The sequence below is a fragment of the Tahibacter aquaticus genome, assembly GCF_004363655.1.
GTDB classification, from domain to species: Bacteria; Pseudomonadota; Gammaproteobacteria; order Xanthomonadales; family Rhodanobacteraceae; genus Tahibacter; species Tahibacter aquaticus.
In genome coordinates this window covers 37,473-54,517 of record NZ_SNZH01000002.1, presented here as the reverse complement: position 1 = coordinate 54,517, position 17,045 = coordinate 37,473, and the positions used below count along the sequence as shown (strand labels likewise).

The 17,045-nt window shown below is 61.5% G+C and carries 13 protein-coding genes and 2 pseudogenes; 8 read left to right on the top strand and 7 right to left on the bottom strand.

What is annotated here, in order from left to right; translation table 11 throughout:
* Positions 1 to 177 precede the first annotated feature (177 nt).
* Together DFR29_RS03135 and DFR29_RS03130 are read left to right on the top strand one after the other, a co-directional pair.
* Positions 178 to 327 (top strand): annotated as a pseudogene (locus DFR29_RS03135) (JAB domain-containing protein); the annotation flags it as partial.
* A gap of 111 nt (positions 328 to 438) precedes the next feature.
* Positions 439 to 1,497 (top strand): DUF1176 domain-containing protein, encoded by a 1,059-nt coding sequence (locus tag DFR29_RS03130; protein WP_133817116.1) that lies wholly within the window; start codon positions 439 to 441, stop codon positions 1,495 to 1,497.
* Between the two features lie 58 nt (positions 1,498 to 1,555).
* Here DFR29_RS03130 and DFR29_RS03125 read toward each other — a convergent pair whose 3' ends face one another.
* Positions 1,556 to 2,113, bottom strand: coding sequence for a DUF3228 family protein (locus tag DFR29_RS03125; protein WP_133817115.1), 558 nt, complete (start codon positions 2,111 to 2,113; stop codon positions 1,556 to 1,558).
* Positions 2,114 to 2,412: 299 nt separating this feature from the next.
* Between DFR29_RS03125 and DFR29_RS03120 the strand changes: the two genes are divergently transcribed.
* Positions 2,413 to 3,375, top strand: a complete 963-nt coding sequence (locus tag DFR29_RS03120; protein ID WP_133817114.1) for a transporter family protein — start codon at positions 2,413 to 2,415, stop codon at positions 3,373 to 3,375.
* 97 nt (positions 3,376 to 3,472) lie between these two features.
* Here DFR29_RS03120 and DFR29_RS03115 read toward each other — a convergent pair whose 3' ends face one another.
* The 6 genes from DFR29_RS03115 to DFR29_RS28955 all read right to left on the bottom strand — a co-directional run bounded on the left by DFR29_RS03115 (position 3,473) and on the right by DFR29_RS28955 (position 8,156).
* On the bottom strand, positions 3,473 to 3,910 hold the full coding sequence (locus DFR29_RS03115) for a nuclear transport factor 2 family protein (RefSeq protein WP_133817113.1): 438 nt from the start codon (positions 3,908 to 3,910) through the stop codon (positions 3,473 to 3,475).
* Between the two features lie 72 nt (positions 3,911 to 3,982).
* The gene (locus tag DFR29_RS03110; protein WP_133817112.1) at positions 3,983 to 4,897 is read right to left on the bottom strand and encodes a type 1 glutamine amidotransferase domain-containing protein; all 915 of its coding nucleotides are present in this window, start codon (positions 4,895 to 4,897) and stop codon (positions 3,983 to 3,985) included.
* Positions 4,898 to 4,988: 91 nt separating this feature from the next.
* A complete protein-coding gene (locus DFR29_RS03105) occupies positions 4,989 to 6,005 on the bottom strand; it encodes an AraC family transcriptional regulator (protein ID WP_133817111.1) in 1,017 nt (338 codons plus the stop codon).
* Positions 6,006 to 6,024: 19 nt separating this feature from the next.
* Complete coding sequence (locus DFR29_RS28960; RefSeq protein ID WP_166653843.1) at positions 6,025 to 6,177, bottom strand: hypothetical protein; 153 nt, start codon at positions 6,175 to 6,177, stop codon at positions 6,025 to 6,027.
* Positions 6,174 to 7,220, bottom strand: a complete 1,047-nt coding sequence (locus tag DFR29_RS03100; protein WP_133817110.1) for a virulence RhuM family protein — start codon at positions 7,218 to 7,220, stop codon at positions 6,174 to 6,176. Before DFR29_RS03100 ends, DFR29_RS28960 begins: the two co-directional genes overlap by 4 nt.
* A 798-nt stretch (positions 7,221 to 8,018) precedes the next feature.
* On the bottom strand, positions 8,019 to 8,156 hold the full coding sequence (locus DFR29_RS28955) for a hypothetical protein (RefSeq protein WP_166653839.1): 138 nt from the start codon (positions 8,154 to 8,156) through the stop codon (positions 8,019 to 8,021).
* Between DFR29_RS28955 and DFR29_RS03095 the strand changes: the two are divergent.
* The 5 genes and pseudogenes from DFR29_RS03095 to DFR29_RS03070 all read left to right on the top strand — a co-directional run.
* Positions 8,157 to 8,519: pseudogene (locus DFR29_RS03095) on the top strand (ATP-binding protein); the annotation flags it as partial.
* 585 nt (positions 8,520 to 9,104) lie between these two features.
* Positions 9,105 to 11,903, top strand: coding sequence for a type I restriction endonuclease subunit R (locus DFR29_RS03085; RefSeq protein WP_133817109.1), 2,799 nt, complete (start codon positions 9,105 to 9,107; stop codon positions 11,901 to 11,903).
* 27 nt (positions 11,904 to 11,930) lie between these two features.
* Positions 11,931 to 13,595 (top strand): type I restriction-modification system subunit M, encoded by a 1,665-nt coding sequence (locus tag DFR29_RS03080; protein ID WP_133817108.1) that lies wholly within the window; start codon positions 11,931 to 11,933, stop codon positions 13,593 to 13,595.
* Positions 13,592 to 15,178, top strand: a complete 1,587-nt coding sequence (locus tag DFR29_RS03075) for a restriction endonuclease subunit S (protein WP_133817107.1) — start codon at positions 13,592 to 13,594, stop codon at positions 15,176 to 15,178. The genes DFR29_RS03080 and DFR29_RS03075 overlap by 4 nt, the downstream gene beginning before the upstream one ends.
* Positions 15,175 to 17,043: a restriction system-associated AAA family ATPase gene (locus DFR29_RS03070; protein ID WP_133817106.1), complete on the top strand. Its 1,869-nt coding sequence runs from the start codon at positions 15,175 to 15,177 to the stop codon at positions 17,041 to 17,043. Before DFR29_RS03075 ends, DFR29_RS03070 begins: the two co-directional genes overlap by 4 nt.
* Positions 17,044 to 17,045 lie beyond the last annotated feature (2 nt).

Below are 17,045 nucleotides of genomic sequence, written 5' to 3'. Positions count from 1 at the left end.
ACCTGGTCGCTTGCAGGAAAGAGCGGCGTCGCATCCGTTCAGATCTGGTCGCTTGCAGGAAAGAGCTGCGCCGAAGCAGCTTTGAACTGATCGGGAGCAGATAAAACGGGTCTGTCAATTTAACGGTGTAACTGCCGCGATTTACTTGAGAACGACCGGCACGCGTTCCTCGCTTTCGCGCACGACCACCCGTCCGGATGCAGCCTGCCGTCGGCGCAAGACCTGGCCGTGACCGTAGCGCTGCGCGCGGCGTTGGCATGGGAGGGCGTGCGCGTTGTCGATCACGTCGCCGTCGGGGCCGCGGATACGGTTCGCTGTGTTTCGTGAAAAGGCAGCGGCTTCGCCGACCTGGCCCTGTCTCGGCCGTTGGTGCCTGAAAATGGCCGCGATTCCGGGCTATCGTGCGTTCTTCACCATCGCCGATCGAGCCTCTGCCGCATGCCTTTCCTGCCAACCCGCCTCGCCATCCCGCTGCTGGCACTGCTTCCCGTCACCACCGTCGCCGCGCCGCCGGCCAGCCTTTCCTTCACCCACAACGACTGGGAAATCGCCTGCGACAACACGCGCACCTGCCGCGCCGCCGGCTACCAGCGCGACGGCGACGAGCCGCCCGTATCGGTGCTGCTGACGCGCGAAGCGGGGCCGGGCAAGCCGGTGAAAGGGCAGGTGATGCTGGGCAGCTACGACGACCAGGCGGCAGCACCGAAGACCGATCTGCTGCTGCGGATCGGCGAGCAGGACCTGGGCAAGGTCGCGCTGGCGAAGGGCGAATTGCAGGGCGACCTGTCGTCGGCCCAGGTGGACGCCCTGCTGGCGGCGCTGCGGCGCGACAGCGCCATCGCCTTCGTGGCCGGCGGCCTGCGCTGGAAGCTGTCCGACCAGGGCGCCTCGACGGTGCTGCTGAAGATGGACGAATTCCAGGGCCGTCTCGGTACACCCGGCGCGCTGGTGCGCAAGGGCGACGGCGACGAATCCAAGGTATTGCCGGCCCTGCCGGTGCCGGTCGTCGTGGTGCCGAAGCAGCCGGCAACGACGGCGGCCGATCTCGCCCTGGCCGGCGATGCCGCGCTGCGCCGCGCGGTACTGGCGACGGTGAAGGAAGACGACTGCGCGCCACCCAAGGCCGATGGTGAGGGCGATGACGATGACGAAGAGGGCACGCTGGGCGTGCAGCGCCTGTCGGCCGGCAAGCTGCTGGTGTCGCTGCAATGCTGGATGGCTGCCTACAACGAGGGCAGCGGCTACTGGGTCGTCGACGACAAGCCGCCGTACGCGGCCACGCTGGTGACGACGATGGCTTCCGACTACACCAACGGCCAGATTTCCTCGGCGCAGAAAGGCCGCGGCCTCGGCGACTGCTGGAGCACGAACAGCTGGAGCTGGAATGGCCAGGCATTCCTGCACACCGCCGCGGCGACGACGGGGCAGTGCAAGCTGGTCGCGGCCGGCGGTGCCTGGGAGTTGCCGACGCTGGTTACGACGGTGAAGCAGCCCTAGCCGCCCGTAGTGCGGCGGTAGTCGGCCACAACCCGGCCGCCGCCGCCGTGTTTCCGGCCTAGCCGCGCCAGTTCGCGTGCGTGCGCCAGAATTCGACGCTGCGCTGGTAGGCCGCGCGGTCCAGCGGCACGCCCGAGCCGCCTTCGTCCACACCCAGGGCGTTGCGCATCAGGGTGATCGGCGTCATCGGCGTTTCTTCGGGCTCGGCGGTGTACAGGCAGCCGACCACGCCCCAGTCCGCCGTGGTCAGCGTGCCCTCGGCCGCCAGCTGTTCGCGGTTGTAGAGGATGGCGATGAGAAAGTTGGCGACCGGCGGCTCGAATCCTTCGAACCAGCGCACCAGCACGGGCAATTCTTCCCGCGTGCGGGCTTCGTAGTCCGAGCGCAGCAGATGCCGGTTGGCGTCGGTGATGGGCGCGGCAAAGCACCGCGTCGATGTCCAGTTGCGGTGCACGTGCAGCTGGCAGAACGGCGCGTAGCCGTCGAGCACCGCCACGGGGGCTACGGTGTTGAGGTGATGCTGGAACTGCTCCGGCGTGCAGTCCTGGATGGTGTTGCGGCGCGGCTCGCGCGGAAACAGGCGGGCGCGGGCGAAATCGGTAAGGACGATGGACATGGGCGGTTACGGTCGATGGGGTTTGCAGTATCGACCATGAAGCCGTGGAACAGATCGGGGAAATACCCCGGCCCCACCCGGTAAGCCTTGCTGGCCTTCCCGCGCAGAACCGCAACAAGCGGATGGCCGCCGCGGCGACTGCGCCGCACGATGGCCCCTAGCCAACGACACCATTCTGTCCTGAATACCACTTTGTGCACGGCGCCAGCGCAATTGGTACTCGCGAAGTGCCGGCGACGCGCCCAGGCTGCGTGGCGTAACGCGTGGCTGCATCTTCCCTTTCGCATCGGCGACGCCTAATGCACAAGATATTTTTTTCGCTATTGTTTGCCGCCAGTAGTGCCGCCGCGCAGGTGCCGGCAGCACAGCGCCAATCGCTGGACGAAGCGTGGTGGACAGGCCCGATGCTGGCCAATTCCGCATCGACACTGCCCCGTGGCCACTTTCTTATCGAGCCGTATTTCTACGACGTGCGCGGCGAGGCCACCTTCGACCGCGACGTCAAGCGGCACAAGACCGGGCGCTCGCACAGCTACGGGTCGCTGACGTACATGACGTATGGCGTGACCGATACGTTTTCGCTGAGTCTGATTCCCACCTTCGGCTACAACGAACCGGCGCAAGGCCTGAGCAGCTCGGGTATCGGCATGGGTGATCTGTCGGTGCATGCCCAGTATCGCCTCAGCCAGTTCCGCCCCGGGCATTGGCTGCCGACGATCTCCCTCGCCCTGCAGCAGACCTTGCCCACGGGCCAGTACGACCGCCTCGGCGAGCGCGCCAGCGACGGCTTCGGCAGCGGCGCGAATTCGACACTGCTCGGCATTTATTCACAAACGTATTTCTGGATGCCGAACGGGCGCATCCTGCGCATGCGCCTGAACCTGACGAAGACCTTCTCCGATCGCGTGCACCTGACCGACGCGAGCGTCTATGGCACCGACGACGGTTTCCGCGGCACGGCGCAGCCGGGCGCGAGTTTTGTCGCGAACGCCGCGTGGGAATACAGCGTCACGCGCCAGTGGGTACTCGCGCTCGATGCCGTGTACCGCCACACGCACAACACCCGCGTGCGCGGCTTCGACGCGCGCGGCGCGGCGACGGTATTCGATTCGGGACCGAGCCGGTCGTTCGCGCTCGCGCCGGCCGTCGAGTACAACATCAACGCCAATGTCGGCGTGCTGCTCGGCGTGCGCGCGATTGTCGCGGGCCGCAACACCTCGGGCCATGTCACGCCGGCGATTGCGGTGAATATCGTGCGTTGAGGCAGTGCGCCCACTGTTGCGCACAGGGCACGCCAGCGACATTCCATCGGGCGTGCCCTGCCTGCGAAGCGGTGGGCTTGAGCGCGTGCTACGGCGCTTACGGTTTACGCTGACCGCTCCAGGATTTGCTCACGATCATCCAGTTCCCGTCGATCTTCGACAGCGCCAGGTAGTCCAGCCCCTTCCAGCCGGGATAGTCCAGCATCACTTTGACGACCGCAGCGTTTTCGGACACATCGACGATTTCGTAGCTGCGTTTGCGCTGGGCCTCGTCGTCGGCCGGTTTGCCGGGGAATCCTTTCGCCCATTCTTCCGCGGTCTGCGTGACCACACTGCCTTTGGACGTGGAGTATCCGACGACGACTCCGTCTTTCCGGAGTACTTCGAAAACCAGATTGGCGTCGCCTGCCTCGAACGCACGCATCATCTTTTGCATGACGCGATTCACCGCATCGCGCTCGCTGCCTTGCGCCATGACAGACGCGGGAAGCAGCAGGGCTGCTGCGAAAACAACGGATCGGATCGACAATTTCATAGGTGTCCTGGGTGGTGTTGAGTCGGTAACTGTGGCGCGGCCTCGCCGCGAGACCGGCGATATCCCGGCCGGTCAGCCTTTCGCCGTGCCCGGCTTCGGCTGTGGCTCGGCCAGTTGGCGAAGAACCTCGACAACGGCTTTCGCCACCGGTGTCGCCGAGGCGTAGTTCTGCCCCGTCACTAGCCGGCCATCGACTTCGATGTGCGGCGCGTCGTTATTCACGACATGGAACGAGCCGCCGCGGCTTTCGACCGTTTTGCGGATCAGGAAAGGGAATTGTTTGAAGTAGGCAGCGTCCTGCTCTTCGTGTTCTTCGGGGAACCCGCTGATGCGCTTGCCCGATACCAGGTGATGGCCGCTGGCGAGCTTGAGGTTCACGATGCCCGCCGTGCCGTGGCAAACAGCCGAGATCACCCCGCCATGGCGCTCGTAGACCTGCATGGCGATGTTCTGCAGCAAGGGATGCTCGGCCACGCCGTACATGGCATTGCTGCCGCCGACGTAATAGACGGCCCGGTAGCGGCTGGCGTCGATCTGCGCGGGTGTGGCGGTGTTGCGCAGCCCGTTCATGATGGACTCGTCCTTCAAACGAGGCTGCATGTCCTTGCCGACATAGCTGTCGAGGATCGGCACGGCTCCGCCCTCAGGCGAGACGAAGTCCACTGCATACCCGGCGGCCTGGAACGTATCCCAGGCATTCACGACCTCGCCGAAACTGATGCTGGCGGGAAGCGCCGATGTGCCGTGGACCTTGCTGCTGGCCAGGATGAACAGGATGCGCCCCTGGCTGCCGCGGGCGGGTTGCTGGCTGCCGGCCTGCGCAACGGAGGCGAGGCTGCCGGTCTGCCCTGCGCGTGCGTCGGTCAGCGCACGCTCGGTGACGGCAGGTGCGGCGATGCGCTGGGCTGCCGGGGCGCTGGAAACGCCGCCCGGCCAGGCAGACAGCAGCAGTAGCAGCAGGGAGGGGATGAAGCGAGATGCGTGCATAGGCGCCAGCTCGTGGGGAGGAGCCTGCACCCTATTCGATCCCTTTCAGATCAAGCTGTTGAAGTATTTTTCCGGAGTGCGGGAATCGCTTTCAGGAGTCGGTCCTGGCCGCGCGGAATGCCGCCGGTGTGATGCCCTCCCGCTTTTTGAAGGCGCTGTAGAAGGTCGACATCGATTGGAAGCCGGCGGCTTCGGCCACGGCTTCCAGCGGCTTCGGCGGCATCTGCTGCAGCAGCGCCTTGGCCTCGGCCACGCGCAGTTGCGCCAGGTATTGCTTGAACGAGGTCTGGTTGTTGTCGTTCAGCAGCTGCGACAGGCGGGTCTGCGGTATGCCGAGCCGGCGCGCGAGGCGGGGCAGGGTCAAGCCGGGTTCGCGATGCAGGTGTTCGCGCGCCATCAGCTCGGCCAGGGCCTGCAATTGCGCGGCGGCCTCGGCTTCGGGAATGCGGCGGTCCTGGTAAGGCTCGATCGGCGCCTGGCCCAGGCGCAGGCGCAGATAGACCAGCACGCTCACCGCGAGGACGAAGGTAAACGACAGCGCGCCGACGATGTAGGAGGTATAGCCGGAGGTGTAGTAGGCGATCCAGATGAACCAGATGCCGCCCAGCGCCCCCAGCAGCAGCGGGCCCGACGGCGTTCCCGCCAGCCGTGTGCGATGGCGGTATACCTGCGCCGTGGCAAGCAGCAGATAGCCCAGCCAGGTGTAGGTGATGGCCGGCGTGATCGCGTGCCGCCACAGATCGGCATGGCCGGCATAGGGCAGGAACAGGTTCACGCCAGCGACGATGGCCAGCAGCGCGGCGATGTGCCAGCGGTCTGCGCGCCCGGGACCGGAGGTATCGCTCTGGCTTGAGCGCACCAGGAAGAACAGGCAGGGCCCGATCAGGAAACAGGCGGTCAGGCCGATCTGCAGAACGGTTCTGGGAATATCCGGCCAGAAATGGAAGGCCACGGATTTTCCCGTGCGCACACTGACCACGAGGATCAGCAGCGACAGCCAGCGCGGCGTGGGTTCGCCCTTGGCCTGCCACCAGAGAAACGATGCCGCCCCAAGACCATTGAAGGCGCCGAGCATGGCGAAGAAGAACAGGAAGTGTTGGCTCAGCATGGTCGATGCATGGAAACGATCAGTTTTTTGCGTCGAGTGGCGAACGCATAGCGAGAGGGTGGCGTGCGTGATATTTGCCGGCGCGGGTGACGAGGGTGGAGTAGCTGTAGCCGTCGTAGTGCAGGGTGTGGCAGAAATTCCGGATCTTCTGGACGAGGGCACTGCTGTTCATGGTTGCGGCTTGTCCGTCTTCCTGGCGACGGCGAGGTGCTTGGCCTCGGCCTGCAGCTGCTTCAAGTCGTCGTCGGCTTCCTGATCGGCAGCCAGCGCTTCGGTTGTGCGGCGACGGACATCGAAAGCGGCATAGCGCTCGCCGACGATGGCCTCCATTTGTTCATGCGAGATGCGGCCAGGGCCGGTCAGAAGCGAGCGCTCGTTGAAGCTGAGGAAGCGGTCGGTCTGGGTGATCCAGTCGGCCATGCGCGTCTCGATGCGACGCACGGCGCGATCCTCGGCGAAGTCCAGGAACATGGTGACCAGCCGGTTGAGCTGGTCGAGTTCCTGCACGTCGAGATAATTCTTCGACACGATGGCGTCGGATTTGCGGACCCGATCGCCCACCCAATGGATCAACCCCATGTGCTCAGCCTCCGCATTGGCCCGCTCCACGACCAGCTGCGCGGCAGTTCGGCCGGTGATGGCGTACACCAGTTTGTTCTGGATGGTGGCGAAGAAGGTCTTGGCGGTCTGCGCGGTGCCGTCGTAGTCGCTGCTGCCGGCTTTGAACAGGTCGCGCAGTTTCTGGTAGAAGCGCTTCTCCGAGCTGCGGATGTCGCGGATTCGGCGCAGCAGCTCGTCGAAGTAGTCGGCGCGCTCGGCGTCCTTCAGCCGCTGGTCGTTGAGGAGAAAGCCCTTGACCAGATACTCCGCCAAGGTTGTGCCGGCCCAGCGCCGGAACTCGGCGCCACGCGAGGAACGGACTCGGAAGCCGACTGCCAGGATCATCTCCAGCCGGTAGGTTTTGACGCTACGGCGTACTTCCCGTCCTCCCTCTGAACGAACTTGTAAGTAGTCCTTACAAGTTGCCTCTTCCACCAGTTCGCTCTCGTCATAGACCGTTCGGACGTGCTGGGTAATGTTCTGCGGCGTGGTCGCGAACAGGTCCGCCATCTCGGCCTGGGTCAGCCAGACGGTGCCGTCGGCAGCGCGCAGGTGTATGTCGGTACGGCCGTCCTCGGTGCGGTAGAGGATAAGTTCGCCGTTGCTGTCGCTCATGCGGTTTCCTTGGCCTTGCGGCCTCGCTTGCTTGCGGCGGCAGTGTGCGCCTCGGTTTCGCGAGCGGCGCGGATGCTGGCCGGCTCCCACTGGCGTGGCGTCGAGCGTAAACCCTACTACACCGGGAAGCTGGCGGTGACAGCGCCTGTCGGTCGCCCCGCGCAAGGGGTACCAGCTGTGCAAGGATGGAGAGAGACTTTCTTGACAGATGCCTATTGCAGCTGTTGTGGCAGAGGGGCGCGCGGCCCGGCACGGGCACGGGCACGCGCAATATTTCTCGACTTCCGGATATAGAGATAGATGGTTGGCCGTCGTCCGGCCGTTGCGGCCCCGGGGGCGGACGACGACTCCACTGGAGCGGACGAGGCGCGAGGGGTAGGGCCGCGTCGGATTGGGTGGGCAGCCGAATCAGGACCGCCAAAAAGCAGCCGGGCGTTGCTGGCAGCCGGGCTGGCCTGGTGCCGGTGCCTGGCGCGCGCATCGCTGGCGCCGAACGCCCAGGCACGGTGCTGCGACTGTGACCGTGAGCCTCGGCGAATGGCCGGCTTCGCGCTGCCGGCGCGACGGTGACGTCCTCACTGTTGCCGGCCGCTCGCTGTATCGCGCCAAGGTCAACGGCCGCAACCACGTCTGTGTGCCGAAAGCCGAGCGTCGGTCGCCGACGCTCGGCTTCTCCTGTTCACTGCCCAGGCAATGGCGGCTCCTTCGACGGCTGGCATTCGTGTCGAAGCCCTTCGGGTCCGGACTTACCGGATGTGGAGCGCGCAAAGCGCCTGTCTGAAACCGACCCGATGCTCTTCAGAGCGATGCGTCGACGTTGAGCTGGATATTGCCGGACGCGACGAACGTTCCGCACTGGAAGTTGATCGTCACGTTGACCGCCTCGAACTGGAGCCGCATCAGGCTGGCCACGGACGTGGGCAGATCCAGGGCCATGAGGCCTTCCAGTTCGACTGGAGCGAAGAGGGGATCGTGATCGGCGGCATCTGGCGGCGGGTGCAGGTAGCCCACGTGAAGCTGTGCGCGAGCCGCGCGTTCTGGCTGGTCGCGTGCCAGATGCAGGCGGCGCGCTTCCCGGTGCATCGTGATCTGGCCGGGTTCGAGTTCGACCAATCCAAGGTCAAGCGTCGTCAGATCGACCAGTTCGCCACGCTCGCGTTCACCGACAAAGCGGAGAACGTGGTGTTCCTCGGTGGCACTGGCACGCGCAAGACGCACCTCGCTACGGCGTTAGGGGTTCACGCCATTACCGAGCGCGAGCGTGGCGAGGCTGCTCCAACCATCCAAGGTTTCAATTAAACCATTGAATATATTGCTGTATTCGTTGCTTCAGCCTCGTTCCGAAGCAATGTTTGTGCAAACAGCACACACATCGCTGTTTTGCCCCCTGGGCAGCGAGGGGGAGTTGGTGCAGCAGGAAGGCCGAAGTTTGTGTGGAACGCCCGTTCGTCCACACAGACTTCCGCTCTATTGATGACACCAGCATCAGGAATTCTTTGAGAAACATTGGCTTGAGTATTCTTAAGTCTCGAGTTTCACCGCTGAAGTTTGTTAGCTGACCACCTGGCGGGCTGTCGAGAAACCCAGCCGTTGAGCGACAATGATATGACCAACCTATCGTGAGACGGATCGATGCGTAGGCGCGCTAGGGCATCGGGAGGGAAGCCAAACTGAGTTTCCTGGCCAATGCGCTGATTCAAAACTGCAACGGCCTGGTCGGCGGTGTGGACGTTCGTCACGCGACCGGCACCGGCGAACGCGAAGGCGCTCTGCCCTACCGCTGAACTCGGCCATGCCGCCAGCTCAGTGCGATGGGTCCCGGCTCGCAAAGCCTTGATCAGAACGATCAATAAGCGTCACCAAGCGGCGAGAGGGAGCAAACAAGTGACGCAAACTGAGGCCCAAACCAGATCGGAGCTAATCGATCAGCAACTTGCTCTGGCAGGCTGGGACGTGAAAGATCCGGCCCAGGTTGTTGAGGAGTTCGACATCCTCACCGCCTCGTCTGTAGGCGTGGCCGAGCCACGCACACCCTATGAGGGACACCAGTTCAGCGACTACGTCTTGCTCGGCAAAGACCGCAAGCCCCTCGCGGTCATCGAAGCCAAGAAGACCAGTCGCGATGCCGCTATTGGCCGCGAGCAGGCAAAGCAGTACTGCTACAACATCCAGAAGCAGCTGGGCGGTGAGTTGCCGTTCTGCTTCTACACCAACGGTCACGAGCTCTATTTCTGGGATCTGGAAAACGCGCCGCCGCGCAAGGTGGTCGGCTTCCCAACGCGTGATGATCTGGAGCGCTTTGCCTACATCCGACGCAATCGCAAGCCGTTGACGCAGGAATTCATCAACACCTCGATTGCCGGGCGCGATTATCAAATCCGCGCCATACGCTCCGTGCTCGAAGGCATCGAACAGAAGAAGCGCGATTTTCTGCTGGTGATGGCCACCGGCACCGGCAAGACCCGCACTTGCATCGCCATGGTCGATGCCTTGATGCGGGCTGGCCACGCAGAGAAGGTGTTGTTCCTCGTGGACCGTATCGCCTTGCGTGAACAGGCACTGGCCGCCTTCAAGGAGCACATGCCCAACGAGCCGCGCTGGCCCAATGTGGGTGAAAAGCTGATCGCGACGGACCGCCGTGTGTATGTCGCCACCTACCCGACGATGCTCAACATCATCCGGGACGAAGCGCAGCACCTGTCGCCGCACTTCTTCGATTTCATCGTCGTCGATGAAAGCCATCGCTCCATCTACAACACCTTCGGAGAAGTGCTGGACTACTTCAAGACCATCACGCTAGGCCTGACAGCCACACCAACCGACATCATCGACCACAACACTTTCCAGCTTTTCCGTTGCGAAGATGGCATTCCCACGTTTGCCTACACCTATGAGGAAGCCGTGAACAACGTGCCGCCTTATCTCTGCAACTTCCAGGTCATGAAGATCCAGACTAAGTTCCAGATGGAAGGCATCAGCAAGCGCACCATCTCGCTGGAAGACCAGAAGAAGCTGATCCTCCAGGGCAAGGAGGTTGAAGACATCAACTTCGAGGGCACCCAGCTTGAAAAGCAGGTTATCAACAAGGGCACCAACACCCTGATTGTCCGCGAGTTCATGGAAGAAGCCATCAAGGACGCCAACGGTGTGCTGCCGGGCAAGACTATTTTCTTCTGCGCCACCAAGGCCCATGCGCGGCGCATAGAAGAGATCTTTGACAAGCTGCACCCGCAGTACCACGGTGAGCTGGCCAAGGTGCTGGTGTCGGACGACCCTCGCGTCTACGGCAAAGGCGGTCTGCTCGATCAGTTCACTAACAACGACATGCCGCGCATCGCCATCAGCGTGGACATGCTCGACACCGGCATTGACGTGCGCGAGATCGTCAACCTGGTCTTCGCCAAGCCGGTCTACTCGTACACCAAGTTCTGGCAGATGGTCGGACGCGGCACCCGCCTGCTGGAATCCAGCAAGCCCAAGCCTTGGTGCCTTGAGAAGGATGTGTTCCTGATCCTCGACTGCTGGGACAACTTCGAATACTTCAAGCTCAACCCCAAGGGCAAGGAGCTCAAACCGCAGTTGCCGCTGCCAGTGCGGCTTGTGGGCCTGCGCCTCGACAAGATCGAAAAGGCCAAGGACAGTGGCCTTACCGACATCGCCGCGCGTGAAGTCGCCAAACTCCGCCTGCAGATTGCCGCGCTACCCAGGGAGTCGGTGGTGATCAAGGAAGCCGCCGCTGCGCTGGCGCGGCTGGACGACGACAACTTCTGGATCAGCCTCAGCCACGACCGGCTGGAGTTCCTGCGCGCAGAAATCAAGCCGCTGTTCCGCACCGTGTCCGAGGCCGACTTCAAGGCCATGCGCTTCGAACGCGACTTGCTGGAGTACTCGCTGGCCGTCTTAAGCGAAGAAAAGGAACAGGCCGACACCCTCAAGGAAGGCGTCGTCGAGCAGATCAGCGAACTGCCGCTCTCCGTGGGCTTCGTCAAGCAGGAAGAGGCCCTGATCCGCGCCGCGCAAACTGGCCACTACTGGGCCAAGGCGGATGAAGACGCCTTCGACCAACTGGTCGCCAAGCTCGGCCCGCTGATGAAATTCCGCGAGCAATCCACCGGCCGGGAGCAAACCCAACTCGATCTGGCCGATGAACTGCACAAGAAGGAATGGGTGGAGTTCGGCCCACAGCACGAGGCGGTCAGCATCACCCGCTACCGCGAAATGGTGGAAAACCTGATTGCCGAACTCACCGCGCATAACGTGGTGCTGCAGAAGATCAAGAACGGCGAGGCAGTGAGCAGCGAAGAGGCCGACGAACTGGCCGAACTGCTGCACGAAGAACACCCGCACATCACCGAAGACCTGCTGCGTCAGGTCTACAAGAACCGCAAGGCACGCTTCATCCAGTTCATCCGCCACATCCTGGGTATTGAAGTGCTCAGGAGCTTTCCGGACGAGGTCAGCGCCGCCTTTGACCAATTCATCCGCGCCCACACCACGCTCGGCAGCCGGCAGATGGAATTCCTCAACCTGCTGAAGGGCTTCATCATCGAGCGCGAAAAGGTGGAGAAGAAAGACCTGATCAACGCCCCCTTCACGGTCATCCATCCGCAAGGCATCCGTGGCGTGTTCAGCCCGGCTGAAATCAACGAGATCCTGCAGCTGACCGAACGGTTGGCTGCCTGACAGACAGACAAAGAGACAGGGCACACCATGCTGCAAAACAACCCCGAACTCAAAAGCAAGATCGACCAGCTCTGGAACAAGTTCTGGAGCGGCGGCATCAGCAACCCGCTCACCGCCATCGAGCAGATCACCTACCTGCTGTTCATGAAACGGCTGGATGAGCTGGACCAGAAGCGCCAGGCCGATGCCGAGTGGACCGGCGAGAACTACATCTCCAAGTTCACGGGCACGTGGATTCCGCCCGAATACCGCAGCCAGCCGGAGCCCGAGAAATTCGCCATCGACAAGCGCAGCCTGCGCTGGAGCGAATTCAAGCGCATGCACGCCGAAGAGATGCTGCAGCACGTGCAGGGCAAGGTGTTCCCTTTTCTCAAGGACCTGAACGGCGCCGAATCCAACTTCACCCACCACATGAAGAACGCGGTTTTCATCATCCCCAAGCCCGCCCTGCTGGTGGAAGCGGTGAAGACCATCGACGACCTCTTCGAGGTGATGGAGAAGGACTCGAAAGAGAAAGGCCAGGCCTTCCAGGACATCCAGGGGGATGTCTACGAGTTCCTGCTGTCCGAGATCGCCACCGCCGGCAAGAACGGCCAGTTCCGCACCCCGCGCCACATCATCAAGCTGATGGCTGACTTGGTGCAGCCGCAACTGGGCCACAAGATTGCCGACCCGGCCTGCGGTTCAGGCGGCTTTCTGCTCGGCGCGTATCAGTACATCGTCACCGAACTAGCGAAAAAGGCGGGCGCCCAAGACCTCAAGCCCGATGAAGACGGCTTCACCCGCACATCGGTCGCGGCAGCGCTCACCGAAAAGGCGCAGGCCATTCTTTCCAGCTCGCTATGGGGCTACGACATCGACCAGACCATGGTGCGCCTGGGCCTCATGAACCTGATGATGCACGGCATCGACGAGCCACACATCGACTACAAGGACACCCTCAGCAAGAGCTACACCGAGGAGGCCGAATACGACATCGTGATGGCCAACCCGCCCTTCACCGGCAGCATCGACAAGGGCGACATCAACGAGCACCTGCAGCTGGCCACCACCAAGACCGAACTGCTGTTTGTAGAGAACATCTACCGCCTGCTCAAGAAGGGCGGCACCGCCTGCGTGATCGTGCCGCAGGGCGTGCTGTTCGGCTCCGGCGGCGCGTTCAAGACGCTGCGCCAGATGCTGGTGGAGCGTTGCGACCTCAAGGCCGTGATCACCCTGCCCAGTGGCGTGTTCAAACCCTATGCCGGGGTCAGCACCGCCATCCTGCTGTTCACCAAGGTCTGGGGGCCGAAGGACAAGGTGAGCAAAGCCGCCACCGAAGAGGTCTGGTTTTACGAAGTGGCCGCCGATGGCTATTCGCTGGACGACAAGCGCAGCAAGCAGGAAGGCTACGGCGACCTGCAAGACATCATCGCCAGCTATCACTCACGCAATCCCGCCAGTGACACCGACCGCACTTCCAACTGCTTCATGGTGCCGCGCAGCGAGATTGCCGACGAGAAGAACAACTACGACCTTTCGCTCTCACGCTACAAGCAGGATGTATTCGAGGAAGTCCACTACGACGCGCCGGGCGTGATTCTGGATCGGCTGATTCAGGCCGAGGTAGGGGATGTGGACGAAGCGGAACTGGGCAAAGTACAGAGCGGCATCGTGCGCGAGTTGCTGGAGTTGAAGGGGCTGGTGGGATGAGCTGGACCCCTAAAACTCTCGGTGAAATCTTGGAACAGTCGGGCCGCCACCGTGCTGGCGATCAGGATTTGCCAGTCCTTTCGATCACCATGAAGCACGGCTTGGTCGATCAAGCAGACAAATTCAAGAAGCGCATTGCCAGTTCAGACACCTCGAACTATCGCGTTGCATACAAGAACGAATTGGTTGTCGGCTTCCCGATTGATGAGGGTGTCCTCGGTTTTCAGACAAAATATCCAGCAGGAATCGTTAGTCCGGCGTATGACATCTGGAAGCTACGAAGCGAAGTAGATTCCCATATCCCCTACCTTGAGCGATATTTGCGATCGGCCCAGGCAAGGGGTTCATATGCCTCGCGCATGCAAGGTGCCGTTGCACGGCGGCGAAGCCTGACAAAGACGGACTTTCTCAACCTAGAAATTCCGTTCCCGCCCCTCCACGACCAAATCCGCATTGCCCATCTGCTCGGCAAAATGGAAGGCCTGATCGCCCAGCGCAAACAACACCTACAACAACTCAACGACCTGCTCAAGAGCGTGTTTCTAGAGATGTTTGGCGAATGTGTAAAGGACGAAGATAGCTATCAGCCAATTGTAGGAGTGTGTGATTTCATTGATTATCGCGGCAAGACCCCCCCTAGAGTTGAGTCGGGTATTCCATTGATAAGCGCAAAATGTGTGAGGCGTGGCTATTTTGATGCCGCACGGCTCGATTTTGTTTCCGATGAGACCTATAGAAACTCGATGACGCGGGGTTTCCCAAAGGCAAATGACGTTCTTTTTACGACTGAAGGAGCGACCTTCGGTTACACGTGCAGAATTCCGAGAGAATTTCAAAAGTTTGCAGTGGGCCAAAGATTAATAACGCTTGTATGCAAGAGCGGTTATCAGCCAGAGGTCTTGGAGTTCGTTCTAAATGACCTTCACATTCAGAAAAAGTTGAATAGCCGACTATCGGGTAGTGCTGCCTTAGGAATTCGATCCGCCGAGCTTGCAAAAATAGTAATTCCATTCCCTCCCCCAGAGGCGCAAATTCAATTCTCGGCCGTTGTTGAAAGAGTTGAAGGCATCAAGTCCCTCTACCAGCAAAGCCTTACTTGCCTCGAAGCCCTGTATGGCGTTTTGAGCCAGCGGGCCTTCAAGGGCGAACTGGATTTGTCGCGTGTGGCCTTGCCTGCCGCCCCCATTGAAGGAGAAAGTCCCTTGGCCGCTGCCGTGCCTGCGCCCATCACCACGCCGGTGATCGAGCTGCCCGAAACCGATTTGCTGCTGCCCGCACTGCAAGACCGCACACAGCTTGCACCGCTGCTGCGCTTCTGGCTTGAGGCCTACCGCACGCAGTTGGGCGGTGCGGCTTTCTCCCTCGAACGCTTCATAGCCGCCGCGCAAACCCGGCTGGGCGAACTGCACCCCGACAACGATTTCGAACTGCGCGCCAGCGACTACGAACATGTCAAAGGTTGGGTTTTTAAGGCACTTGATTCTGGGCGCTTGAGGCAAGAGCGAAACCAGGTTTATTGTGTAATTGAAACCAAAGAGACCGTACTTGGAAACTTGATTGAGATAAAAGCCATTCAGACATGAAACTGCTGCGCCTCAAAATCACCGACCCGGACGGTTTCCGCAGTCTGCGCTTCGGTTTTGAGCACCACTTCCGCACCGATTGGAGCTTGCAGGACGAACTGGCGCAAGCGATCGACTTTGCGCCCTTCGTTTGCGCTGGACCCAATGGAAGCGGCAAATCCAATCTGCTCGAAGCGCTGGCGGCCATCTTCTTTCAGTTGGAAGTACTGCGCGTGCGCCGCAGCTTTCTGCCCGAAGCCTTGCAGGATGAGGCGCAGGATGTTTCGCTCGTCGCCTTTGAGCTGGATTACCTGATCCGCGTGCCCGCCGAGTTCCGCAGCCCCGACAGCCCGTCGTGGGCGAAGGTGGGTGTGTGGAAGAACGCTGGTGAATCGGTGCGAATTCTTTGGGAGAACCAGGGCGACTTCAGCACCGATGTGTACGAGGCGTTCAAGGGCGGACACGCCGACATCCTGCTGCCGCAATACGTGCTGGGTTATTCCTCGGGCGAGAACGAGATCCTCAGCCTGCCTTTCTTCAAGATGCGTTTCGTGCAGTTCGACGAGTACTGGAATGCATTGACCCGGCAACTGAGCTACCCCGGCCACCCGGAGACACGGCTGGCCTATCTGGACAGCGGATTCAGCCAGGCCATCTTGCTGTGCAACCTGCTGTTTCAGGACGAGGCCACACTGCAGCCCTTCCGCGAGGATGTGGGCATCGAGGCCTTGCGGGAGTTCCGCATCATCCTGCGCCGCCGAATTTCCATCGACGCAGTACAACTGGAAGCGTTCGATCTCGCTGATGAAGATCAGAAGCGCGAGCGACGAAATCGAATACAGGCGGAAGCTCGAATACGCGGACTCTCAGATTCTGAGATCAGCCAATCAGTTGATGATTGGGTTCGCCACGAGATCATCAAAAGCAATCCCGCGCTTTCGGAAACTGATGAGCCAGGAAGTACCCGCTATCGTCTGAACTTGCTGCAGCTGCTGGAGGGTGACGACAAGTCCTCGCTGGTGGTGAGCGCCCTCAAGCGTTGTGCCACGCTGAATTACATCGACGACGCCACCGATACGCTCGTGCTCGACTACTGGGTCAATGAGGCGACCCGGCAAGCATTTCGCGAGAACTTCGATGGCTCGGCGCTGGCGCTGTTCCAGGCGTTTCAGGTGCTGTTGACGCTCAACCTGTATGCCGTCAGCGAGGTTCTGAAAGCCGACCTCTACACCTCGAACAGCCACTACGTCAGCGAGACGGTGCCAACCTTGGCATCCGACCAGCGCATCATGCGCTTCAAGTTCGTGCGCTTCACCAAGCATGGTGTGGCCGAGCCAATGATGCTCAAGGAATTATCGGACGGCGAGCACCAATTGCTCCACAGCCTTGGCCTGTGCCTGCTGTTCCGCGAGACCAACTGCCTGTTCCTGCTCGACGAGCCCGAAACGCACTTCAACCCCGACTGGCGCGCCAACTTCATCAGCCGCTTGCGCCAGTGCCTGCCCGGCAACGGCGAGCTCGCGCAGGAAATGCTGATCACCACCCACACGCCCTTCCTGATTTCGGACAGCAAGCCGGAGAAGGTGCTGGTGTTTGCCAAGGACAAAACCAGTGGCAAGGTCAGCATCAGCCACCCGGACTACAACACGCTGGGCGCGTCGATCAACAAGATCACCATGAACACCTTCGGCAAGCGCGAAACCATCGGCGGCCATGCGCAGGCCTTGCTGGACGCGTTGCGGGCCCGTTTTGAACAGGGTACCGAAGACAAGGAAGCCCTGATCACGGAGATTCACCAGCAGCTCGGCGACTCGGTGGAAAAGGTACTGCTGATCAAGGCCATCCTTGATGTTGATCGGCCTAGCGATGGGGAGGCGCAGCGCTGATG

Coding starts and splice junctions, on each gene's coding strand:
- DFR29_RS03080 (WP_133817108.1), top strand. CDS start 11,931: ATGCTGCAAAACAACCCCGAACTCAAAAGCAAGATCGACCAGCTCTGG.
- DFR29_RS03115 (WP_133817113.1), bottom strand. CDS start 3,910: ATGAAATTGTCGATCCGATCCGTTGTTTTCGCAGCAGCCCTGCTGCTT.
- DFR29_RS03070 (WP_133817106.1), top strand. CDS start 15,175: ATGAAACTGCTGCGCCTCAAAATCACCGACCCGGACGGTTTCCGCAGT.
- DFR29_RS03125 (WP_133817115.1), bottom strand. CDS start 2,113: ATGTCCATCGTCCTTACCGATTTCGCCCGCGCCCGCCTGTTTCCGCGC.
- DFR29_RS03105 (WP_133817111.1), bottom strand. CDS start 6,005: ATGCTGAGCCAACACTTCCTGTTCTTCTTCGCCATGCTCGGCGCCTTC.
- DFR29_RS03100 (WP_133817110.1), bottom strand. CDS start 7,220: ATGAGCGACAGCAACGGCGAACTTATCCTCTACCGCACCGAGGACGGC.
- DFR29_RS03130 (WP_133817116.1), top strand. CDS start 439: ATGCCTTTCCTGCCAACCCGCCTCGCCATCCCGCTGCTGGCACTGCTT.
- DFR29_RS28955 (WP_166653839.1), bottom strand. CDS start 8,156: ATGGCCCTGGATCTGCCCACGTCCGTGGCCAGCCTGATGCGGCTCCAG.
- DFR29_RS03075 (WP_133817107.1), top strand. CDS start 13,592: ATGAGCTGGACCCCTAAAACTCTCGGTGAAATCTTGGAACAGTCGGGC.
- DFR29_RS28960 (WP_166653843.1), bottom strand. CDS start 6,177: ATGAACAGCAGTGCCCTCGTCCAGAAGATCCGGAATTTCTGCCACACC.
- DFR29_RS03110 (WP_133817112.1), bottom strand. CDS start 4,897: ATGCACGCATCTCGCTTCATCCCCTCCCTGCTGCTACTGCTGCTGTCT.
- DFR29_RS03120 (WP_133817114.1), top strand. CDS start 2,413: ATGCACAAGATATTTTTTTCGCTATTGTTTGCCGCCAGTAGTGCCGCC.